The following is a 21,761-nucleotide window of genomic DNA, read 5'->3' as shown; positions in this document are numbered from 1 at the left end:
TTTCCGGTGGGCCGCCCAGCGCTGCAGGACATAACGACGGCCATAACCACTAAATAGTTGCTTGCGCGGGGTATCTGCTTGTGCAACAATAAATAACGCGCCTGCAACTACTAGCTTACGCGCACTACCTCAACCCGTAAAGTTTTCAAAGGAGCACTCCCATGCCCATAGGCCTGATAGCCCTAGCCCTCGGCGGGTTCGGCATCGGACTCACCGAGTTCGTCATCATGGGCCTGCTGCCCGAAGTTGCCGCGGACTTCCAGGTCAGCGAGGCAGCGGCCGGGTGGCTGATCTCCGGTTACGCCCTGGCGGTGGTGGTTGGCGCCCTGCTGCTCACGGCAGCCGTCACCCGCTTTGAACGCAAGCCGGTCCTGGCCGTCCTGCTGGTGCTCTTCATCGCGGGCAACCTGATCTCCGCCCTGGCTCCGGACTACGGGATGATGATGGCCGGCCGCATTATTGCCGCCCTGGCCCACGGTGCATTCTTCGGCATCGGTGCGGTAGTGGCCGCCAACATGGTGCCGCCCACCAAAAAAGCTGGTGCCATCGCCATCATGTTCACGGGCCTTACGGCTGCCAACGTCCTGGGCGTGCCGTTCGGCACCATGCTGGGCCAGGCGGCGGGCTGGCGTTCCACATTCTGGGCCATTACCGTCATCGGCGTCATCGCCCTGGCCGGAATCCTGGCCCTGGTGCCGAAAACCGGCCACGGGGACACCACCCCCGGAACCCTCCGCTCGGAACTGCGGGCCTTCCGCTCCGGCCAGGTGTGGCTCTCCATCCTTGTGACGATTCTGGGTTACGGCGGTATGTTCGGCGCCTTCACCTACATCGCGTTCACGCTCACCGAGGTCACCGGCTTCGCGGCGTCCACCGTGCCGTGGCTGCTGATTGTATTCGGGGTGGGCCTCTTCATCGGCAACACCATCGGCGGCAAGGCGGCCGACCGCAACGTTGACCGGACCCTCATTGTGGTGCTCGCCGTGCTGGTGGTTATCCTCGCAGCTTTCGCTTTCACGGCAGACAACCAGGTCCTCACCGTGGCCTCCCTTGTCCTGATGGGCGGCTTCGGCTTCGCCACCGTGCCCGGTCTGCAGATGAGGGTGATGAAGTACGCCGCCGGCGCACCCACCCTCGCTTCGGGCGCCAATATTGGTGCCTTCAACGTGGGCAATGCGCTCGGCGCGTGGCTCGGCGGGGTAACCATCACGGCGGGACTCGGCTACACCTCGCCCATCTGGGCCGGTGCGGGCATCACTCTGCTCGGGCTCGCCGTCATGCTGATCGCAGCTGCTGCGGCCCGGCGGCCGGCCGGGCACCAAGCTGCCCCGGTGTCCATAGAGCCCGCGTCCCCCGAGCCAGCAGCCGCCCTCCGCTGATCGCCAGCCGGCCACCCTCATCAGCAGGGGCGGATCATCCCCAAGTCCGTCGCCCCGCGGACTTCAGCGGCTGACAGCTTCAGGATTTCGCAGAGCACGACGACGGATGGTCGCCATCGCCACGATGGTGACCATCCGTCGTCGTACGTGTTTAAGGCCTGCCTTGGGGACGGTCCCACTGCGCTCGCAGCAGCGGCGGGCATTGCGCGGTCTCGTCAGTATTTGTTAGTATGTCAGGACAAAGTTGAGGAGATGGAAATGCCACTGGTGCGAATTGATGTCAATGAGGGGCGCAGCACCGAAAGCCTGCGCCAACTGAGCCGGGGAATCCATGACGCGATTCTTGCCGAGTATGAGATTCCGGAGCGCGACTACTTCCATGTCCTGACCGAGCATCCGCGGGGGCAGATTTTTGCCCAGGATGCGGGCCTGGGTTTTGAGCGCACGGCCGGCGTCGTCATGATCCAAATCTTCACGCAGGGCGGCCGTTCCCAGGGCGCCAAGCAATCCCTCTTCGCGGCAATCGCACGCAGCCTGGCGGAGTTGGGCATAGCCGGGGAGGACGTCTTCATCGGCTACGTCGAGAACACTCCCGGGGACTGGTCCTTCGGGTTCGGGCGTGCCCAGTATGTCACCGGCGAGCTGGCCGTGCCGCGCAAATAGGCTCCTGCGCCGCAAGGCCCAGGGCTCCGAACTGCGTGGTTTTCGGGGGCCAAATGCAAGTTGTAGTTATGTCAGTACAAACCTTTGACAGGACATTGATTCTAGGGCAAAGTAGTGGTGTGTTCCCGCTCACGGGAATGGCCAGGCAACGGAGCTCCAACTGTCACAGGTACCGAGTTCAATCAGGAAAGGTCCGCGATAACCGTGACCCACGAACTTCTTACGATCGGGCGCATCAGCGTTGATATCTACCCGAACGACATCGGGGTGGGCCTGGAGGACGTCACGTCCTTTGGCAAGTACCTCGGTGGTTCCCCGTCCAACGTGGCCGTGGCTGCGGCCCGCCATGGACGCAGCGCTGCTGTCATCACCCGGACCGGCGATGACGCGTTCGGCACCTACCTTCACCGCGAGCTTCAGAAGTTCAACGTGGACGATTCCTTTGTCACCCCGGTGCAGGAGTGGCCCACGGCGGTGACGTTCTGCGCCATCATGCCCCCGGATGATTTCCCGCTGTACTTCTACGGACGCTTTCCCACGGCCCCGGACCTTCAGATCAGGGCCGAGGAACTGGACCTGGACGCCATCCGGAATGCCCGGATCTTCTGGTCCACCGTCACTGGTTTGTGCCAGGAACCCAGCCGCTCCGCCCACCTGGCAGCCCACGAGGCCCGTTCCCGCGCGGACCTGAAAGAGGGTCAGTTCACCATCCTGGACCTGGACTACCGCCCCATGTTCTGGGCCTCCGAAGAGGAAGCCCGCGCCCAGGTCGCCAAAATCCTGCCGCACGTGACGGTGGCGATCGGCAACGACAAGGAGTGCGCGGTAGCAGTGGGGGAGGGAACCCCCGACGAGCAGGCAGACCGGCTCCTCGCCGCGGGCGTCGAAATCGCCGTCGTCAAGCTGGGCCCCGAAGGTGTGATGGCCAAGACCCTTACCGAGCGGGTTGTCTCAGCCCCGGTTCCGGTCGAAACACTCAACGGACTGGGTGCAGGTGACTCCTTTGGCGGGGCGTTCTGCCACGGTCTCCTCTCCGGGTGGCCCCTGGCCCAGGTTCTGGACTACGCGAACGCGGCCGGCGCCATTGTGGCCTCCCGCCTGTCATGCGCGGATGCGATGCCGACGCCGGATGAGGTCACCTCGCTGCTCGCGGAGCGCGGCCGCCTGGTTCCCGGGCAGTTTGCCGGCGAAGGACTTGCCGCTGAGGGACTTGCCACCGAAGGAGCAGCCCTGTGAGCACCAATCTTGGCACCGCCCCCATCGCGGTTGATGACAATCCCCGCCGCTACGCCCACCTGAGCACCATCCGCCTGGAAGATCCGGATGCCATCTCCCGGGCAGCGAAGGCGCGCCGCCGCCACCCCGGCCTGAGATCCGGCCGGCAGAACTTCATCGTGGCCGCGGACCATCCGGCCCGCGGCGCCCTGTCCGTTGGCAGTGACCCGGTGGCGATGGCTGACCGCAGGCAGCTCCTGGACCGCCTGCAGATTGCCTTGGCCAACCCGGCCGTGGACGGCGTCCTGGCCTCCCCGGACATCATGGATGACCTGCTGCTGCTGGGCGCCCTGGAGGGCAAGCTGGTGTTCGGTTCCATGAACCGGGGCGGCCTCACGGGCCTGGTCAACGAGTTCGATGACCGCTTCACCGGCCACACGGCCGCGGCGCTCCAAGCGCTGGGGGCCGACGGCGGCAAAATGCTGACGCGGATCTGCCTCGGCGATCCGGATACCGTGTCCTTGCTCGAAGCGACGGCCAAGGCCATCGACTCCCTCGCTGAGCGCAAGCTGATTGCCATGGTGGAGCCGTTCCTGTCCGTCTGGGAGAAAGGCAAGGTCCGCAACGACCTCTCCACCGACGCGGTGATCAAATCCATCGCTATAGCAGAAGGGCTGGGTTCAACCAGCGCCTACACCTGGATGAAGCTGCCCGTGGTGGCGGAAATGGAACGCGTGATGGCCGCTACCACCCTGCCCACCGTGCTGCTCGGCGGAGACCCGGAAGGCACTCAGGAGGAAGTGTTCTCCACCTGGGAAGCCGCCCTGTCGCTGCCCGGCGTCCAGGGCCTGACCGTTGGCCGGACCCTCCTCTACCCGGCCGATGGAGACGTTGCCGGCGCGGTGGCTTCCGCTGCCTCCCTCCTTCACCACACAGCATCCGCCGACGCCGCGTCATCCCACAGCGCGTCAGCCCACACGGCGTCAGCCCAGACCGCAGAAGTAACGGAGTAATCTCCCATGGGAATGAAGAATTCATCGGGAACACGCAGGATGACGGTGGCCCAGGCCGTGGTCGAGTACCTTTCGAAGCAGTACACCGTGGACACGGTCGGGGGAGTGGACTACCGCGAACGCCTGATCCCGGGCACGTTCGGCATCTTCGGCCACGGCAACGTTGCCGGTGTGGGCCAGGCCCTGAAGCAGTACCAGCAGCTTGATCCGGCCATCATGCCGTACTACCAGGGCCGCAATGAGCAGGCGCAGTCGCACCAGGCCGTGGGTTACGCCCGGCACACCCGCCGCCGCCAGACCTTCGCGATCAGCACCTCGATCGGTCCCGGGTCCTCGAACCTGCTCACCGGTGCAGCGTTGGCGACGACGAACCGTTTGCCGGTGCTGCTGCTGCCGTCCGATACGTTCGCTACCCGCGCTGCGGATCCCGTGCTGCAGCAGCTCGAGCAGCCATACGCCTACGACATCACGGTCAATGACGCGTTCCGGCCGTTGTCCAAGTTCTTCGACCGGGTCAACCGGCCCGAGCAGCTGTTCTCCGCGTTCCACCACGGCCTGCGCGTCCTGACTGACCCGGCCGAAACCGGTGCGGTGACCATCTCGCTGCCGCAGGATGTCCAGGCCGAGGCCTTTGACGTCCCGGAGGAGTTCCTGGCGGAGCGTGAGTGGCGGATCCGGCGCCCGGATGCCGACGATGCGGATATTGCCCGCGCCGCGGCCGCGATCCGCGCGGCGAAGCGCCCGCTGATCATCGCCGGCGGCGGTGTCCTCTATGCCTTCGCGAACGATGAACTCGCCGCTCTCGCTGAGCTGACTGGAATCCCGGTGGGCAACACGCAGGCAGGCGTCGGCGTCCTGCCCTGGGACCACAAGTACTCGCTCGGTGCCATCGGGTCCACGGGCACGACGGCGGCGAATGCCATCGCTGCCGAGGCTGACCTGATCATCGGGATCGGCACCCGGTACGAGGACTTCACCACCGCCTCCCGGACCGCGTTCCAGAACCCGGACGTGAAGTTCATCAACATCAACGTCGCCCCCATCGATGCGTACAAGCACGGCACCTCGCTGCCGATCGTGGCAGACGCCCGCAAAGCCCTGCTTAAGCTCAACGCAGCCCTCAGCGGCTACCGAGTGGGCGCTGACCTGGAACAGCAGGTCGCGGCCGAGAAGAAGCGCTGGGACGCCACCGTGGACGAAGCCTTCGACACCCGGTACACGCCGCTGCCGGCACAGAACGAAATCATCGGCGCCACGTCCCGCGCCATGGACGCGGCCGACGTCGTGATCTGCGCGGCGGGTTCCCTGCCCGGGGACCTGCACAAGATGTGGCGGGTCCGGGACCCGTTCGGCTACCACGTGGAGTACGCATACTCGTGCATGGGCTACGAAATCCCGGGCGGCCTCGGCGTCAAGCGCGCGGCACTTGCCGAGGCGGCAAGGGGCGGAACCCAGCGCGACGTCGTCGTGATGGTGGGGGACGGCTCCTACCTGATGATGCACACCGAACTGGTCACCGCCGTCGCCGAACGCATCAAGCTGATCGTGGTCCTGATCCAGAACCACGGCTACGCCTCCATTGGCTCGCTCTCGGAAATGCTCGGTTCGCAGCGGTTCGGCACGCAGTACCGGGCCCTGAACGAGGAGCAGCACAGCTTCGACGAAGGCGAGACCCTCCCGGTGGACCTGGCCCTGAACGCCGAGTCCCTGGGCGTAAAGGTCATCCGGATTGAACCGGGGGAGAAGGTCATTGCCGAACTCGAACAGGCCATCCGCGATGCCAAGGCGGCGCCGGAGCGCGGCGGCCCCATCCTGATCCACGTCGAATCGGACCCGCTGCTGGACGCCCCGAGCTCCGAATCGTGGTGGGATGTTCCTGTCTCCGAGGTCTCCGAACTCAAGTCCACCCAGCAGGCATACCAGACCTACGTTGAACACAAGAACCGCCAGCGCACATTCCTCGGCTGAGAACCTCCACGCCGAACCACTTCATACAGACACTTCGTTCCACCTACTCAAGGAAGAGTCCCATGACTGCCACCAGCACCCAGACCAATCCCACCCAGACCAGCACCATCAACCACTTCATCAACGGCGCCGAGACCGCCGGCGAGGGCACCCGCACCCAGCCCGTCTACAACCCGGCCACCGGCAAGGTGTCGGGTGAGCTGCGCCTGGCCAACCGCGCCGACCTGGAAGCCACGGTCGCGGCCGCCCGCAAGGCCGCGGACTCCTGGGGCGACATCTCCCTCGCCAAGCGCACCGCCGTGCTCTTCAAGTTCCGCGAACTCGTCGCCGCCCATGTGGATGACCTCGCTGCCCTGATCACCGCCGAGCACGGCAAGGTCCTCTCGGACGCCAAGGGCGAGATCGGCCGCGGCCTGGAAGTCATCGAATACGCCTGCGGCATCCCGTCCCTGGTCAAGGGCGACTACTCGGACCAGGTCTCCACCGGCATCGACGTCTTCTCCTTCCGCGAACCGCTCGGCGTGGTGGCGGGCATCACCCCGTTCAACTTTCCCGTGATGGTGCCGCTGTGGATGGCTCCGATGGCGATCGCCACCGGCAACGCCTTCATCCTCAAGCCCTCCGAACGCGACCCCTCCGCCTCGATGCTGCTGGCCAAGCTCTGGAAGCAGGCCGGACTGCCCGACGGCGTGTTCCAGGTCCTGCACGGCGACAAGGAAACCGTCGAAGGGCTCCTGACCCACCCGGACGTGGACGGCATCTCCTTCGTCGGGTCCACCCCGATCGCCCAGTACGTGCATGAGACCGCCACCAAGCACGGCAAGCGCGTCCAGGCCCTGGGTGGGGCGAAGAACCACGCCATCGTGATGCCCGACGCCGACCTGGACAACGCGGCCGACCACCTCGCCGCTGCCGCGTTCGGCTCCGCCGGGGAACGCTGCATGGCCATCTCCGTCGCCGTTGCCGTCGGGGACGCCGCGGACCTGATCGTGAAAAAGGTCGAAGAACGCGCCCTGGCCGTGAAGGTCAACAACGGCACCGACCCCGACGCCGAAATGGGCCCGGTCATCACCCCGGCTTCCAAGGAACGCATCGTCCGGATCGTCACCGAAGCCGAAGCCGCGGGAGCGGCGATGGTGGTGGACGGCCGCGACCTCGTGGTCCCCGGCCACGAGGACGGCTTCTGGGTCGGCCCCACAGTCATCGACCACGTCAAGACAGAAATGACCGCCTACACCGAGGAAATCTTCGGCCCCGTCCTCGTGGTGGTCCGCGTCGACACCCTCGAAGACGGCATCACGCTGATCAACGCCAACCCCTACGGCAACGGCACCGCCATCTTCACCTCCTCCGGCGCCGCAGCCCGCAAATTCCAGCGCTCCGTCACCGTGGGCATGATCGGCATCAACGTGCCCCTGCCCGTCCCGGTGGCTTACCACTCCTTCGGCGGCTGGAAAGCCTCACTCTTCGGCGACAAGCACATCTACGGCCCCGAGGGCGTCTCCTTCTACACCCGCGGCAAGGTCATCACCTCCCGCTGGCCCGAAACCCACCACGCCTCCGGCGCCTCCTACAACTTCCCCTCCAACTAATCCCCACCGCCGCCCTCGCCTCGCAAGCTCGGCCAGGGAACCCTGGCGGCGTGGGCCCAGCCGATACAAGAAAGACAACGCTGTCATGACTGACGTACAGAACAAGCTGATCATCGGCACCGCGCCGGATTCCTGGGGCGTCTGGTTCGCCGACGATCCACAACAGACCCCGTGGGAGCGGTTCCTCGACGAAGTCGCAGAAGCCGGCTACAAGTGGATCGAACTGGGCCCCTACGGCTACCTGCCCACCGATCCCGCCCGCCTGGCCGAGGAGCTGAAGCAGCGTGACCTGAAGATCAGTGCCGGCACTGTTTTCACCGCGTTCCACCGCGGGTTGGACCAGTGGGAAACCGCCTGGGAACCTGCCCGCAAGGTCGCCGAGCTGACCGCTGCCATGGGCGGCGAACACATGGTGGTCATCCCGGCCATGTGGCGCGATGACGTCACCGGCGAGGCAGTGGAAAGCGGCCAGCTCACCGAGAAGGCCTGGAGCGACCTCTTCGCAGGCCACAACCGGCTCGGCAAAACCCTGCTGGAGGACTTCGGCCTGAAGCAGCAGTTCCACTCCCACGCAGATTCCCACGTGGGCGCCCAGGAAGACATCGAGACGCTGCTCGCGGCAACGGATCCGCAGTTCCTGAACCTGTGCCTGGACACCGGCCACGCTGAGTACTGCGGCGCCTCCAGCCTGGAGCTCATCAAGAACTACCCGGACAGGATCGGCTACCTGCACCTGAAGCAGATCAACCCGGAGATCCTCAGACGAGTCAACGAGGAAAACATGACCTGGGCTGCAGCGAATCTGGCCGGCGTCATGACCGAGCCGCCGAACGGCCTGCCGGACCTGCGCGCCGTCATCGAAGCAGTTGAAGCACTGAACCGGCCGATCTTCGGCATCGTGGAGCAGGACATGTACCCGGTGGCCTTCGACGTTCCCATGCCGATCGCCAAGCGAACCCGCAACTACCTGCTCTCCTGCGGCTCCCGCACCACCGTCAGCTGACGCCCAACCCGCTTCCGCAAGCTCACCCCAAAGGACACCACAATGACTGAAACCCTCCGCGTCGCTGTCATCGGCGCCGGCCGCATGGGCGCAGACCACATCCAGCGACTCACCAAGCGGATCAACGGAGCTGAAGTTGCCGCCGTCGTCGACGTCGACCTGGCCCGGGCCCAGGCGGCAATCGAAGGGATCCCGGGCGCAGTCGCCCTGGCCGACGCCGAGGAAGCCCTCAGCAACGGGGACGTCAACGCCGTCCTCATCGCCACCCCGGGCTTCCTGCACGAGGACATCCTGCTGAAGGCACTTGCCAAGGACATCCCCATCCTCTGTGAGAAGCCGCTGACCCCGGACGCCGCCTCTTCCTGGAAGATCGTCCAAGCGGAAGAGAAGCTGGGCCACAAACGGATCCAGGTCGGCTTTATGCGCCGCTTCGATGCCGAATACGCAGCGCTTGGCCAGATCATCCAGAACCACGAACTGGGCGAACTGCTGATGCTGCACCACCAGCACCGCAATCCCACCACGCCGCCGGGTTTCACCAACGAAATGCTGATCAACGACTCCGTGGTCCATGAATTCGATGCCATCCGCTTCTTCACCGGCGAGGAAATCACCAGCGTCCAGGTACGGCTCGGCAAGGCCACAAAAAACGCCCCCGCCGGGCAGCACGATCCCCAGCACGTCCTGCTCGAAACCGAGTCGGGCGTCCTGGCCGACGTCGAGATCTATGTCAACGCCAAGTTCGGCTACGAAGTGGCCACCCAGGCCTCCTTTGAAGAGGGCATCGTCAGCATCGGCGGGGACAAGGGCCCCTACACGCGCAGTGCCGGGCACTGGGGCGGCAACGTCACGCCCGGGTTTGAGGAGCGCTTCGGTGCCGCGTACGACGTCGAGATCCAGTCATGGGTGGACGCCGCCCTTCGCGGTGAGATCGGTGGTCCCACCGCCTGGGACGGTTATGCCACCGCCGCGTGCTGCGAAGCCGGCGTCGAGGCGCAGAAGAACGGCGAAAAGGTTGCCGTGAAGCTGAACGCCAAGCCTGCCCTCTACAGCTAGGCATGCCCGCAACCGCCCTGACGACCCCCCTGAACCACAATGGAGTGTCCTTCGTGAAAATCGCCCTTGACCCCACCCCGTTCCACCACTCGCACAGCCTGCTCGAATTCCCGCGGGTGGCAGCCGACCTGGGCTACAAGTACATGCAGATGACCCCGCATGCAGACTTGATCCCGTTCTATAACCACCCCAAAGCCGACGACGAACTGGTGGGCCAGTTGAACAAGGCCTGCAGGGATGCGGGCATCGAAATCGCCTCCGTCCTGCCGGTGCTCCGCTGGTCCGGTCCCGACGAGGACGCCCGCGAAGCCGCTGTGCGTTACTGGAAGCGTGCCATCCAGATCACGGTGGACCTGGGCGTCAGCACCATGAACACCGAGTTCAGCGGGAGGCCGGAGAAAGCCGAGGAGTCGGAGCGGGCCTTCTACCGTTCCATGGAAGAACTGCTTCCCATCATTGAGCGGGAGGGGATCGACCTCCTGATCGACCCGCACCCGGACGACTTCGTTGAGGAAGGCCTGGCCGCCATCCGTGTCATCCGTGGGCTGAACTCCAAGAATGTCGGCCTGGTCTACGTCGCCTCGCACAGCTTCCATATGAAGAACGCGCCGCTGGACATCATGCGGGCCGCAGGGGACAAGCTCCGCCTCGTCCACGTGGCCGACACCATGGACCACCATGCCTCGCACGGGTTGCGCTACATCACCAACCCGCCCGGCAACCCGGTCCGGGTGCACCAGCACCTCAAGATCGGCGACGGCGATGTCAACTGGGATGAATTCTTCGGCGGCCTGCAGGAGATCGGCTTCCTGGACAACGAGAACGCTGTGATGGTCTCCAGCGTGTTCGCTGAGGACGACAACGCCGAGGAGGTTTCCCGCTACCAGCTGGAGACCATGAAGCAGTACGTCCGAAAGGTGAGCGTATGACGGGGGTGTCCGCTTCCGCGGACACCAGCCTTAGACAGCCACCCAACCATAAGCGGGCACTGCGGACCGTCACGATCATCTCCACGTTCGGGGGACTGCTCTTCGGCTATGACACGGGGGTGATCAACGGTGCGCTGCCCTACATGCAGGAAGACCTGGGCCTCACACCGCTCACAGAAGGCCTGGTGACGTCCTCGCTGCTTTTCGGTGCAGCCTTCGGGGCGCTGTTTGGTGGCCGCCTCGCGGACCGGAACGGCCGCCGCAAGATGATCATGGTCCTTGCCATCATCTTCCTGGTGGGTACTCTGGCCTGCACTTTCGCTCCGAATACCGAAGTGATGATATTGGCCCGGTTTGTCCTTGGCCTGGCCGTTGGCGGGGCGTCCGTCACGGTTCCCGTTTACCTTGCCGAGGTTTCGCCGAGTGCCCGGCGCGGGCGGATCGTCACGCAGAACGAACTCATGATCGTCACAGGGCAATTGCTGGCGTTCATCTTCAACGCCTACCTTGGCAACACCTTCGGCGAGGCCGGCGGTATCTGGCGCTGGATGCTGGTAATCGCCACGCTGCCGGCCATCGCATTGTGGATCGGCATGAACTTCATGCCGGAGAGCCCTCGCTGGCTCGCCTCCATGGGAAGCTTCGGCGAGACGCTCAGCGTGCTCCGGCGCATCCGTTCCCAGGAGGAAGCCCGGGCCGAGTTCGAGGAAGTCAAAGCGATGGCCGTGGAGGACTACAAGTCCAAGATGGGCTCGTGGAAAGACCTTGGTATTCCCTGGCTGCGGCGGATTTTCGTGGTTGGCATCGGCCTGGCCGTCATTCAGCAGATCACCGGCGTGAACTCGATCATGTACTACGGCACCCAGATTCTCGCCCAATCAGGTTTTGGGCGCGAGGCTGCACTGACCGCCAACATCGCCAACGGCATTATCTCGGTTGTGGCCACCTTCGTGGGCATCTGGCTCCTGGGCAAGGTGGGCCGGCGAAAAATGCTTATCACAGGCCAGATCGGCACCACCAGCGCCCTGCTCCTGATCGGCATTTTCTCCCTGGTCCTGCCGGAAGGGACCGGGCGGGGCTTTGTAATTCTGGCTCTGACCGTCACCTTCCTTGCGTTCCAGCAGGGTGCCATCTCGCCTGTGACATGGCTGATGCTGTCTGAGATCTTCCCGCTGAAAATGCGCGGTCTCGGCATGGGGGCCTCTGCCTTTGTGCTCTGGATCGTGAACTTCCTGGTCGGCTTCGGGTTCCCGCAGCTGCTCGCGGCGATAGGGCTCTCCAACACGTTCTTCGTCTTTGCGGTCCTGGGCGTTGGTGCCATCCTGTTCGCCGCCAGATTCGTTCCTGAGACCAAGGACAAGAGCCTCGAGGACCTGGAGCATTACTTCAAGAACATCGCAGGAGTGAAGCCGGAAAGCACCAAAACCCTCACCGTCTGAACCAGTTCTCTTCGAGAAACGAATGGGCAGTTCCGCAGACCACCGCGGAACTGCCCATTGCCGTCCACCAGCAACGCGGGGTCACTTCCCGCCCAATAACGGTCGGTTATTGGGAGGGAAGTGACCCCGCGTTGTTGCGGTGCTGGGAGTCGTCAGCCTGCCGCCGATCATTCCTGGCGCATGGCGGGCCGGTTCCATCGAGGCGTCTACTGGCTGTGACGCCGTCGAAATTTACGTGTTTACATCCTAATGTCAGGACAAAGTATTGACATCTGTGCGCTGGATCACCATGATCGATATAGGCGATATTCCGGCGGCTGCAAAGTGGCAGCCCGGAGCTGAAATCAAAGGAGATTCACAGTGGTAAAACTCTCTTGGCGTAAGGCGGCACTGGTAGCAGCGGTTGTCCCGATGCTGGCCCTCAGTGCATGTTCAAGCACCGGCGGCAAGTCCGAGGAGACCGGCGGCGGTGCAGGCGGCGGCCAGGTGGCCACGACTGAACGGATCAAGATTGCGCTGGTCACCCATGCAGCCCCGGGCGATACCTTCTGGGACATCCTCCGCAAAGGTGCTGAAGAGGCAGCCGCGAAAGACAACGTGGAACTGCTCTACACCTCAGATCCCGAAGGCGGACGCCAGGCCCAGCTGATCCAGCAGGCCATTGACCAGAAGGTGAGCGGCATCGCCGTGACGCTGGCCAAACCGGATGCGCTCAAGGATGTCCTGAAGAAGGCCACCGACGCTGGAATCCCGGTTGTCAGCCTCAACTCCGGTGCGGATGTCTGGGGTGACGTGGGGGCCTTCACCCACTTCGGTTCCGACGAAAACCTGGCTGGCGCAGCCGTTGGCGAGAAGCTCGCCGCACTCGGAGCCAAGCGCCCCATCTGCGTGATCATGGAACAGGGAAACGTCGCCCTCGATTCCCGCTGCGCAGGCGTCAAAACGAAGATCCCTGCCACCGAAAACCTGTTCGTCCAGGGAACCGACATGACCCAGGTTTCCTCCACCGTGACTGCAAAGCTCCAGGCCACCCCGGACGCAGACGCGATCATCGGCCTCGGCGCACCGTTCACCCTCACCATCAACAAAGCGGTGGAAGCCCTGGGACTGCAGGACAAAGTCAAGGTTGCCTCCTTCGACATGAACGGTGACCTTGCCCAGGCGATCATCGACGGCAAGGTGGCCTTCACCGTTGACCAGCAGCCATGGCTTCAGGGCTACGGCGCCATCGACGCCCTGTGGCAGGTCAAGCGCGGCGGCTACCACGTGGGTGGCGGACTGCCGGTCCTGACAGGTCCGTCGATCATCGATCAGGCAGCAGCTCCTGACGTCCTCAAATTCGCCAAGGAAGGCATCCGCTAAGGATGCTCTGAGCCGGGTTCCGGAGTCCTCGGGCTCCGGAACCCGCCCTAGCAGGAGAACCCCATGACCCAGACACTATCCAAGTCCCCCCTCCCCGTCGCCGATGAACGAATCGGCAAACGCAACCCCCTCCAGAAGCTCCTCGGCCGCCCGGAGGTCGGCGCCCTCGTCGGCGCAATCGTCCTGTTCATCTTCTTTGCCGTGGTCTCCCAGACCTTCCTCCAGCCGGCGTCTTTTGCCACAGTGCTGTACGGCAGCTCCACCATTGGCATCATGGCCGTCGGGGTATCGCTGCTTATGATCGGCGGTGAGTTTGACCTTTCCACTGGTGTTGCGGTGATCAGCTCCGCACTGACGGCATCGATGTTCAGCTGGTACTTCAGCACGAACATCTGGGTGGGGGTAGCCCTGGCCCTGGTGGTCTCCCTGGCCATCGGCTTCATCAACGGCTGGATCCTGATGAAGACCAAACTGCCCAGCTTCATCGTCACCCTCGCTACCTTCCTGATGCTCACCGGCCTGAACCTCGGCCTGACCCGCATGATCGGCGGCGGCGTGTCTTCCCCCTCGATTTCGGACATGGACGGCTTCGCTGCCGCCCGTGCGGTCTTCGCGTCTTCAGTGAAGATCGGCGGGATCGACGTCAACATCACGGTTTTCATCTGGATTGCGCTCGTCGCTGTGGCAACCTGGGTGCTGATGCGGACCCGGGTGGGTAACTGGATCTTCGCCGTCGGTGGGGACGAAAACGCCGCCCGCGCCGTTGGTGTCCCGGTCAAGGCCACCAAGATCGGCCTGTTCATGGGAGTGGGCTTCTGCGGCTGGATCCTGGGCATGCACAACCTCTTCGCCTTCGACACGGTCCAGTCCGGCGAAGGCGTGGGCAACGAGTTCCTCTACATCATCGCCGCAGTGATCGGCGGGTGCCTCCTGACCGGCGGCTACGGTTCAGCGATCGGCGGCGCGATCGGCGCGTTCATCTTCGGCATGGCCAACAAGGGCATCGTCTACGCCCAGTGGAACCCGGACTGGTTCAAGTTCTTCCTGGGCCTGATGTTGCTGCTGGCCACCATCGTCAACCTCATCGTCAAACGCCGCGCGGAACTCAAGTAAGGGGCCCGGAATGAATGCCAAGCAGATTGACCAGCAGACCCTGTTGCAGAATGAACGGGACCCGCTCACCCACACCCCCGTGCACCTGCTCTCACTTGAGGGAGTAGGCAAGCACTACGGCAACATCGTTGCCCTGTCCGATGTCACCATGGCCGTGGACAACGGCCGCGTCACCTGCGTCCTCGGTGACAACGGTGCGGGCAAGTCCACGCTGATCAAGATCATCGCCGGGCTGCACCAGCACGACGCCGGGGTATTGAACATCATGGGTGAGGAACGGAAGTTCAGCTCGCCCCGGGACGCCCTCGACGTCGGTATCGCCACCGTCTACCAGGACCTTGCCGTTGTGCCCCTGATGCCGATCTGGCGCAACTTCTTCCTTGGCTCCGAACTGACGTCCGGCTTCGGCCCGTTCAAGAGCATGGACGTTGAAAAGATGAAGGACATCACCAAAAAGGAACTCGCCGAGATGGGCATCGATCTCCGGGACGTGGAGCAGCCCATCGGCCAGCTCTCCGGCGGTGAGCGCCAGTGTGTCGCGATCGCCCGCGCTGTGTACTTCGGTGCGAAGGTCCTGATTCTGGATGAACCGACGGCGGCACTGGGCGTGAAGCAGTCCGGTGTGGTCCTCCGCTACATCCTGCAGGCCCGCGACCGTGGGCTGGGGGTCATCTTCATCACCCACAACCCGCACCACGCCTTCCCCGTCGGTGACCGGTTCCTGCTGCTCAAGCGCGGCAAGTCGATCGGCTACTACGACAAGAAGGACATCACCCTGGACGAGCTCACCGCACAGATGGCCGGCGGCGCGGAGCTGGCGGAGCTCGCCCACGAGCTCGAACAGCTCGGTGGCCACGGCGACATCGTCAAGGAAGTCAAGGCGGAAGTCGCGGACGTTGCCGACGTCGCCGAAGCTTCACGGGAAAGCAGCCCACGGCACGTGTAGGCCCGCACCCATGCAGACGGACAGCGTCGGGGCCCGCCGGAATGACCGGAGGGCCCCTCCCGCCCTGTCATGGCACAAATAAAGGCCGGCCAGGCCACGAGGAAACAGACGGGAAGACAACATGCCGATCCGGGTTGGCGTTATCGGCGCCGGTGTCATGGGCGCAGACCACATCAGGAACCTCTCCACCACCATCAGCGGGGCTGAAGTCACCTTCGTGGCAGACCTCGACGCCGGACGTGCGGCGGCAGCGGCGCCGCCGTCGGCACGCATCACCACCGACCCCTCCGAGCTCATCGACTCAAGTGAGGTTGACGCCGTCGTCATTGCCTCGCATGACGATACCCACGCCGGCCTGGTCCTTGAATGCTTTGAAGCGATGACTCCAGTGCTGTGTGAAAAACCGTTGGCGCCGACGCTCCTGGAGAGCCGCGAAGTGGTGGAAGCCGAAGCCGACATCCTTGCCGCAACCGGGGCCCGGCTGCTCTCCATGGGATTCATGCGGCGCTTCGATCCCGGGTACGCCGCGCTGCGGGAAGCCACCCAGGCACGCAGCCAGGGCGAGCCCCTGCAGGTGCACTGCATCAGCCGGACGGCATCCTCAGGGCCGGGTGCAAGCTCCGAATCCGCCATCACCAATTCGGCCATCCACGAGTTGGACATCATCCCCTGGCTGCTTGGCTCTCCCATCACCGAGGTCTCCTGGCAAGCGGGACGCAGTTCCCGGCACAGCACCGGCGATCTGATGGACCCCTCCTTCATGCTGCTGCGCGCAGCAGACGGCACCCTTGCCACCCTGGAACTCTTCCTCAACGCCCGGTACGGCTACACCACCGCGTGCGAGATCGTGTCGGAATACGGCACCGCCGCCCTGCCGGAACCCGCCGCCCTGGCCATCCACCAGGAGGGGCAGCACCGCTCCGATATCCCCGCTGACTGGCGCCCGCGCTTCGCCGACGCCTACCGCCTGCAGCTCCAGGCCTGGATTTCGGCGCTCCGCCGCGGCGAACCCGCGCCGCTCGCCACCGCAGAAGACGGCCTGAAGGCATCGCAGGTTGCCCAGGCCATGATTCGCTCGCTCCACAGTGATGGAGCCTTCACGAAAGTGATCTACTAGATGCCCCTGACCTCCCTGCCGGCAGCACGTGTGCCGGACTCACGGGACGCACCCTCCCTGCGGTGGGGGATCATGGGCCCGGGGTGGATTGCCGAGCGCTTCACGGAATCGGTGCAGGCCCACACAAACCAGGTGATCGCCGCCGTCGGCTCACGTTCCCTGGCCCGCTCCAAGGCGTTTGCCGGTACTTTCGGTGTGCCCGCCGCCTACGGGAGCTACGAGGAGTTGGCGGAGTCTCCCGACGTCGACATCGTGTACGTCTGCACGCCCCACAACGTCCACCACAGCGCCGCCCTGCTCGCCCTCGGCGCGGGCAAACATGTCCTGATCGAGAAACCCATCGGCCTCAACGCGGCGCAGGCGCGGGATATCGCCGCCCGGGCCACAGCTGCCGGGGTTTTCGCCGCCGAGGCAATGTGGAGCTTCTTCCTGCCCAAATTCGACGTAATCAAGCAAGTGCTCGACGACGGCGTGCTGGGGACCGTGACCACTGTCCTCGCCGAATACGGCGAGTACTTCGACCGCAGCCATCGCATCTTTGATCCGGCCCTGGCCGGCGGCCCGCTGCTGGATTTGGGAACCTACCCGCTGGCACTCATCACCGAGGTCCTGGGCTCGCCTGACCAGCTCCACGCCGCGGGCCAGCAGCACGAATCGGGGGTCAATGCCCAGCTCTCCGCCATCATGGAATTCCCCGGCGGAAGCCAGGCCGTGATGAACACCCAACTCCACAATTTCACGCCCACGGCAGCAACCATCGTGGGCTCCGCTGCCACCTTGACCATCGACGGCCCCTTCAACATGCCCGGAGGATTTGAAATCCGGTTCCCCGACGGCAGGCGGCTCCGCCACGACGAACCAGCCGGCGGCCACTTCGAGGGCCTGCACCATGAAGCGGCGGCGGTGGCCCGCGCCATCGCTGCCGGTCAAACTGAAGCCCCGCAGCGGCTGCTCGCTTCCTCCCTCAGGACCATTGAAGCTGCCGATGAAATCCGGCGGCAGCTCGGCATTGAGTTCCCGGGCGAACACAGCGGTTCCGCCTGATCAATTGTTGTACTGACTATCGAAAGGACCTGGCCCATGGCCTACATCGAACAGCGTTCCACCGAAATGCCCGCCCCGGTGCGGCTGGGCCTCATCGGCTCCGGGTGGATGGGGGCATTCCACGGCGAAAGCATTGCCCGCAGGATTCCCGGTGCCGTCCTGGCCGCCGTCGCAGATCCCAACCTGGACTCCGCAGCCTCCGTGGCGGCCGGCCTTGGTGCAGCGAAGGTCACCGCTGACGCCGCGGACATCCTGGCTGATCCGGACATCGACGCCGTGATCATCGCCAGCCCGGCACGGTTCCACGCGTCCCTGATCGCCCAGGCCGCCGCGGCGGGCAAACATGTGTTCTGCGAGAAACCCGGTGCGCAGAACCTCGACGAACTCGACGCCGCCCTCCGCGCCGTGGAAACGGCGGGGATCCACTTCCAGATCGGATTCAACCGCCGCTACGCCGCTGACTTCCAGTCTGCCAAGAAGGACCTGGCCAACGGCGTGGTCGGGACGCCGCAGCTCCTGCGCTCGCTGACCAGGGACCCGGGCACCGGGAGCATCGGACACGCAGCCCGGATTCCTGCCTGGACCATTTTCCTGGAAACCCTGATCCACGATTTCGACACCCTGAATTGGTTCAACGAAGGCGCGGAGCCGGTGGAGGTTTATGCCGCCGCGGACGCGCTCGTGGAACCGGCCCTCCGCGACCAGGGATTCCTGGACACGGCAGTGGTCACCATCCGCTACAGCAACGGAGCCCTGGCGGTGGCGGAGGCGAACTTCAGCGCACTCTACGGCTATGACGTCAGGGGAGAAGTATTCGGCTCCAAGGGTATGGTCCAGGCGGGACGCCCCACTGAAACGGCAGCGGTGAGGTACACCGCCGAAGGCCTGTCCGCCGATACGCCACGGCTCAACGTTGAGCTGTTCCGGGATGCCTACACCGACGAACTCGTTGACTTCACCGCGGCGGTCCGCGCGCACCGCGACGGCGACCAGCCGCCGTCGGGCGCGCAGACCCTCACCCCGGGGGCCGCCGACGCCAGGCGTGCCCTCGCCATGGCGCTGGCGTGCATAGAATCCGTCCAGCACGGCGGTCCGGTTGCTGTGGCCCAGAAGGCGGCCGTCTGATGCGGCTGGCCGTGTGCGCCGAAATGGTGTTTACGGGGCTGCCGTTCACCGAGCGGGTGCGGCGGATCCACCAAGCGGGTTTCGACGTCGAACTCTGGGACTCGAGGAATAAGGACATCGCCGCGCTCAAAGCCACCGGCGCCGTCTTTTCCTCGATGACCGGCTACACCTCCGGCAGCCTGGTGGACCCGGACACAGCCGACGACGTGGTGCGGACCGCTGAAACACTGATTCCCACAGCGTTGGAACTCGGCGTCAGCCGGATGGTGGTCCACTCCGCGGAGCTCATCGACGGGAAGGCAGCGCGGCCCGCCTACCGCTCCACTGGCAAAATGTGGATCACCGGTGCACGGACCCTGGAACGCCTTGGTGTGCTCGGTGAGAAGCACGGCCTCACGTTCTGCCTGGAAAACCTCAACACGGTGCTGGACCATCCGGGCATTCCGCTGGCCCGTGCCAAGGACACCCTGGCCCTCGTGGAAGCGGTGGCCCACCCCAACGTGAAACTCATGCTGGACCTCTATCACGCACAGTTGGGGGAGGGGAACCTGATCGAGCTCATACGCACGGCGCTGCCGCACATCGGCGAGATCCAGGTGGCCGACGTTCCCGGCCGCTGCGAGCCCGGCACCGGCGAAATCAACTACGCGGCCGTGGCCCGGGCGCTCGCAGCCGCCGGCTATGAGGGAACCGTCGGCATGGAGGCGTGGTCCAGCGGCGACGACCTGGCGGCGCTGGAAGCCTTCCGAACCGCCTTTACCGTCTATGCAGAGGACAAACTATGAAAAATACCATTCTCGGACTGGTTGGCGTGGGCCGGATCGGCGTGATGCACGCCAACAACATCGCAGCGCTCAACACGGAATTCGCGGCCCAGGGCATCGGTGTCCAACTGCGGCTGACCGACGTCGCCGAAGACCACGCCCGCACGGTAGCGGCGGGCCTCGGCGCAGAATTCCTGCCCTCGGTGGATGCCCTGATCGCCTCCGGCATCCAGGGGCTGGTCATCGCCACCGGAACAGCCACCCACCCGGAACTGATCCGGGCGGGCGTGGACGCAGGTATTCCCGTTTTCTGCGAAAAGCCCGTGGCCATGAATGTGGCCGATTCCCTGCCCGTCCTGGAGCACATCCGCGCCAAGGACGGCGTGGTCCAGATCGGCCACCAGCGCCGCTTTGACTCCGGGTACCTGGAAGCGAAGCGTGCCTACCAGGCCGGGGAGCTCGGCTGGATCCACTCGCTGCGGGCCGTCACCTGTGACATGACGCCGCCGCCGGTGGAATTCCTGGCCACCTCCGGCGGGCTGTTCCGCGACTGCTCGGTCCACGATTTCGACATCCTGCGCTGGCTGACCGGGCGCGAAATCGTGGAGGTCTACGCCCGCGGTTCCAACAACGGCGATCCCGCCATCGGCGCGGTGGGCGACGTGGACACGGCGCTGGCTGTGATCACGTTCGACGACGGCACCGTGGGCACTGTGTCTGCCAGCCGCTACAACGGGGCCGGCCATGACGTCCGCCTCGAGATCCAGGGCTCCAAGGGTTCCCTGATGGTCGGCCTCGACGAAAAATCCGCCCTGACATCAGCCGAGCAGGGCGTCAGGTTCCCCGCGGGCGAGTCCCATAAGACCTTCGCTGAACGATTCGACGCGGCCTACCGCTCGGAAATGGCAGCCTTTGTTGAGCTGGTCCTCGGCCGGCGGGCGAACCCCTGCACGCCGGAGGACGCCGTCGCCGCTTCACGGGTGGCGGATGCCGCGCAGGAGTCGCTGGCGAGCGGGGTTCCGGTCAGGGTAGCGCTTGCCGCCGAGCAGGCCGTCTGACGCTCCACAGAAAAGCTCCCCTCCGGAGGTTACATTCCGGAGGGGAGCTTTTTGGTTCACCGACGAATCAGGCGCCGAACGGCAGGCGGGGGTCCACGTCCTGGCCGTCCCAGCTCTGCCGCACCCAGCCGTGGTGGGGGTCATCGCTGATCAGCCATTCACGGACCGGGCCTGGGCCTGCCATGACGTTGAGGTAGTACAGGTCGTAGCCGGGAGCGGCCATGGCAGGGCCGTGCCAGCCGTACGGAACCAGCACAACATCGCCGGTTCGGACCTCTGCTGCGACATCAATGGGACGCTCGTCCGAGGCGTACACGCGCTGGTACCCGATCGCATCGGCGTCGGCCGGAGCCCCGGAGCCGTCGGCCACCCGGGTCTCGAAGTAATAGATCTCTTCGAGCTGGGTTTCCCCGTCCTTCTCCTCATCGTGCTTGTGCGGGGGATAGGAGGACCAGTTGCCGGCGGGAGTGAGCACCTCACAGACTATGAACCGGTCAGCTTCCAGCGCAGCAGGGGTCCCGAAGTTGTGGACCTGGCGTGAGCAGTTGCCGGCGCCGCGGAGTTCCACGGGGGTTTCGGCGGCGGTGACCAGCCGGGTGGGGTACCACGCGCTGGCGGGAGCGGTGGCAACCGCCACCCTGCCGCCGTCGGCCGATCTGATGGTGACGGCCTTTCCCGTCCCCGTGTAGAGCACATCACTGGGGCCGTGGAAAACCGAAGCCCGCCCGCCCAGCCGGTAATCGTCGCCGTCGACAGTTGCAGTGAACGAGCCGCTGAGGGGAACGATGATGCGTTCCTCACCCGCTGCAGGAAGGACGACGGCGGCGCCGGCGGCCAGGGTGGCCACCTTCAGGCCGGTGTGGGCCCAGCCGTCCACGGCCAGTGATGAATCGGAAGTTCCGAGTGAGATGTCCCAGCCGGCGTCGGCGGCGGTGCCCAGGGGGTAGACCCAGTTGGCCATGGATTTTTCCTTGC

At 64.9% G+C, this 21,761-nt stretch carries 19 protein-coding genes; 18 read left to right on the top strand and 1 reads right to left on the bottom strand.

The features are described from left to right. The first annotated feature begins 161 nt into the window (after positions 1-161). The 18 genes from ACP7AX_RS02140 to ACP7AX_RS02055 all read left to right on the top strand — a co-directional run bounded on the left by ACP7AX_RS02140 (position 162) and on the right by ACP7AX_RS02055 (position 20,786). Positions 162-1,379 carry an MFS transporter gene (locus ACP7AX_RS02140; protein WP_426225230.1) on the top strand — a complete coding sequence of 406 codons (1,218 nt, stop codon included), beginning with the start codon at positions 162-164 and terminating at the stop codon, positions 1,377-1,379. A gap of 258 nt (positions 1,380-1,637) precedes the next feature. Next, positions 1,638-2,042, top strand: a complete 405-nt coding sequence (locus ACP7AX_RS02135) for a tautomerase family protein (RefSeq protein ID WP_426225229.1) — start codon at positions 1,638-1,640, stop codon at positions 2,040-2,042. A 204-nt stretch (positions 2,043-2,246) separates the two neighbouring features. Continuing rightward, positions 2,247-3,278 carry a 5-dehydro-2-deoxygluconokinase gene (gene iolC / locus ACP7AX_RS02130; RefSeq protein ID WP_131682355.1) on the top strand — a complete coding sequence of 344 codons (1,032 nt, stop codon included), beginning with the start codon at positions 2,247-2,249 and terminating at the stop codon, positions 3,276-3,278. After that, positions 3,275-4,270: a Cgl0159 family (beta/alpha)8-fold protein gene (locus ACP7AX_RS02125; RefSeq protein ID WP_426225228.1), complete on the top strand. Its 996-nt coding sequence runs from the start codon at positions 3,275-3,277 to the stop codon at positions 4,268-4,270. Before iolC ends, ACP7AX_RS02125 begins: the two co-directional genes overlap by 4 nt. A 39-nt stretch (positions 4,271-4,309) precedes the next feature. Then, complete coding sequence (gene iolD, locus ACP7AX_RS02120; RefSeq protein WP_426225299.1) at positions 4,310-6,238, top strand: 3D-(3,5/4)-trihydroxycyclohexane-1,2-dione acylhydrolase (decyclizing); 1,929 nt, start codon at positions 4,310-4,312, stop codon at positions 6,236-6,238. A 62-nt stretch (positions 6,239-6,300) separates the two neighbouring features. Next, the gene (locus ACP7AX_RS02115; RefSeq protein ID WP_426225227.1) at positions 6,301-7,830 is read left to right on the top strand and encodes a CoA-acylating methylmalonate-semialdehyde dehydrogenase; all 1,530 of its coding nucleotides are present in this window, start codon (positions 6,301-6,303) and stop codon (positions 7,828-7,830) included. Positions 7,831-7,915: 85 nt separating this feature from the next. Then, positions 7,916-8,833 carry a sugar phosphate isomerase/epimerase family protein gene (locus ACP7AX_RS02110; RefSeq protein WP_426225226.1) on the top strand — a complete coding sequence of 306 codons (918 nt, stop codon included), beginning with the start codon at positions 7,916-7,918 and terminating at the stop codon, positions 8,831-8,833. A gap of 42 nt (positions 8,834-8,875) precedes the next feature. Continuing rightward, positions 8,876-9,889: a Gfo/Idh/MocA family protein gene (locus tag ACP7AX_RS02105; protein WP_426225225.1), complete on the top strand. Its 1,014-nt coding sequence runs from the start codon at positions 8,876-8,878 to the stop codon at positions 9,887-9,889. A gap of 53 nt (positions 9,890-9,942) precedes the next feature. Then, on the top strand, positions 9,943-10,818 hold the full coding sequence (locus ACP7AX_RS02100; RefSeq protein WP_426225224.1) for a sugar phosphate isomerase/epimerase family protein: 876 nt from the start codon (positions 9,943-9,945) through the stop codon (positions 10,816-10,818). Continuing rightward, positions 10,815-12,257, top strand: coding sequence for a sugar porter family MFS transporter (locus ACP7AX_RS02095; protein ID WP_426225223.1), 1,443 nt, complete (start codon positions 10,815-10,817; stop codon positions 12,255-12,257). Before ACP7AX_RS02100 ends, ACP7AX_RS02095 begins: the two co-directional genes overlap by 4 nt. A gap of 360 nt (positions 12,258-12,617) precedes the next feature. Next, positions 12,618-13,619, top strand: coding sequence for a substrate-binding domain-containing protein (locus tag ACP7AX_RS02090; protein WP_426225222.1), 1,002 nt, complete (start codon positions 12,618-12,620; stop codon positions 13,617-13,619). Positions 13,620-13,682: 63 nt separating this feature from the next. Continuing rightward, on the top strand, positions 13,683-14,732 hold the full coding sequence (locus ACP7AX_RS02085; protein ID WP_426225221.1) for an ABC transporter permease: 1,050 nt from the start codon (positions 13,683-13,685) through the stop codon (positions 14,730-14,732). Positions 14,733-14,742: 10 nt separating this feature from the next. Next, positions 14,743-15,678 (top strand): ATP-binding cassette domain-containing protein, encoded by a 936-nt coding sequence (locus ACP7AX_RS02080; RefSeq protein ID WP_426225220.1) that lies wholly within the window; start codon positions 14,743-14,745, stop codon positions 15,676-15,678. A 121-nt stretch (positions 15,679-15,799) separates the two neighbouring features. Then, positions 15,800-16,795 carry a Gfo/Idh/MocA family oxidoreductase gene (locus ACP7AX_RS02075; RefSeq protein ID WP_426225219.1) on the top strand — a complete coding sequence of 332 codons (996 nt, stop codon included), beginning with the start codon at positions 15,800-15,802 and terminating at the stop codon, positions 16,793-16,795. Then, positions 16,796-17,839, top strand: coding sequence for a Gfo/Idh/MocA family protein (locus ACP7AX_RS02070; RefSeq protein ID WP_426225218.1), 1,044 nt, complete (start codon positions 16,796-16,798; stop codon positions 17,837-17,839). A gap of 36 nt (positions 17,840-17,875) precedes the next feature. Next, positions 17,876-18,964 (top strand): Gfo/Idh/MocA family oxidoreductase, encoded by a 1,089-nt coding sequence (locus tag ACP7AX_RS02065; protein ID WP_426225217.1) that lies wholly within the window; start codon positions 17,876-17,878, stop codon positions 18,962-18,964. Beyond that, a complete protein-coding gene (locus ACP7AX_RS02060) occupies positions 18,964-19,749 on the top strand; it encodes a TIM barrel protein (RefSeq protein WP_426225216.1) in 786 nt (261 codons plus the stop codon). Before ACP7AX_RS02065 ends, ACP7AX_RS02060 begins: the two co-directional genes overlap by 1 nt. Next, positions 19,746-20,786: a Gfo/Idh/MocA family oxidoreductase gene (locus ACP7AX_RS02055; RefSeq protein WP_426225215.1), complete on the top strand. Its 1,041-nt coding sequence runs from the start codon at positions 19,746-19,748 to the stop codon at positions 20,784-20,786. The genes ACP7AX_RS02060 and ACP7AX_RS02055 overlap by 4 nt, the downstream gene beginning before the upstream one ends. 67 nt (positions 20,787-20,853) lie before the next feature. Here ACP7AX_RS02055 and iolB read toward each other — a convergent pair whose 3' ends face one another. After that, positions 20,854-21,747 carry a 5-deoxy-glucuronate isomerase gene (gene iolB, locus ACP7AX_RS02050; RefSeq protein WP_426225214.1) on the bottom strand — a complete coding sequence of 298 codons (894 nt, stop codon included), beginning with the start codon at positions 21,745-21,747 and terminating at the stop codon, positions 20,854-20,856. Positions 21,748-21,761: the final 14 nt, after the last annotated feature.

Origin of the sequence: Pseudarthrobacter sp. DSP2-3-2b1, assembly GCF_049895945.1 — a bacterium.
Taxonomy (GTDB): Bacteria; Actinomycetota; Actinomycetes; order Actinomycetales; family Micrococcaceae; genus Arthrobacter.
Note: the sequence above shows the minus strand (reverse complement) of the source record. Positions and strands in the feature narration are given on the sequence as shown.

Coding starts and splice junctions, on each gene's coding strand:
- ACP7AX_RS02085 (WP_426225221.1), top strand. CDS start 13,683: ATGACCCAGACACTATCCAAGTCCCCCCTCCCCGTCGCCGATGAACGA.
- iolB (WP_426225214.1), bottom strand. CDS start 21,747: ATGGCCAACTGGGTCTACCCCCTGGGCACCGCCGCCGACGCCGGCTGG.
- ACP7AX_RS02110 (WP_426225226.1), top strand. CDS start 7,916: ATGACTGACGTACAGAACAAGCTGATCATCGGCACCGCGCCGGATTCC.
- ACP7AX_RS02080 (WP_426225220.1), top strand. CDS start 14,743: ATGAATGCCAAGCAGATTGACCAGCAGACCCTGTTGCAGAATGAACGG.
- ACP7AX_RS02070 (WP_426225218.1), top strand. CDS start 16,796: ATGCCCCTGACCTCCCTGCCGGCAGCACGTGTGCCGGACTCACGGGAC.
- ACP7AX_RS02065 (WP_426225217.1), top strand. CDS start 17,876: ATGGCCTACATCGAACAGCGTTCCACCGAAATGCCCGCCCCGGTGCGG.
- ACP7AX_RS02115 (WP_426225227.1), top strand. CDS start 6,301: ATGACTGCCACCAGCACCCAGACCAATCCCACCCAGACCAGCACCATC.
- ACP7AX_RS02060 (WP_426225216.1), top strand. CDS start 18,964: ATGCGGCTGGCCGTGTGCGCCGAAATGGTGTTTACGGGGCTGCCGTTC.
- ACP7AX_RS02105 (WP_426225225.1), top strand. CDS start 8,876: ATGACTGAAACCCTCCGCGTCGCTGTCATCGGCGCCGGCCGCATGGGC.
- ACP7AX_RS02095 (WP_426225223.1), top strand. CDS start 10,815: ATGACGGGGGTGTCCGCTTCCGCGGACACCAGCCTTAGACAGCCACCC.
- ACP7AX_RS02140 (WP_426225230.1), top strand. CDS start 162: ATGCCCATAGGCCTGATAGCCCTAGCCCTCGGCGGGTTCGGCATCGGA.
- ACP7AX_RS02055 (WP_426225215.1), top strand. CDS start 19,746: ATGAAAAATACCATTCTCGGACTGGTTGGCGTGGGCCGGATCGGCGTG.
- ACP7AX_RS02075 (WP_426225219.1), top strand. CDS start 15,800: ATGCCGATCCGGGTTGGCGTTATCGGCGCCGGTGTCATGGGCGCAGAC.
- iolD (WP_426225299.1), top strand. CDS start 4,310: ATGACGGTGGCCCAGGCCGTGGTCGAGTACCTTTCGAAGCAGTACACC.
- ACP7AX_RS02135 (WP_426225229.1), top strand. CDS start 1,638: ATGCCACTGGTGCGAATTGATGTCAATGAGGGGCGCAGCACCGAAAGC.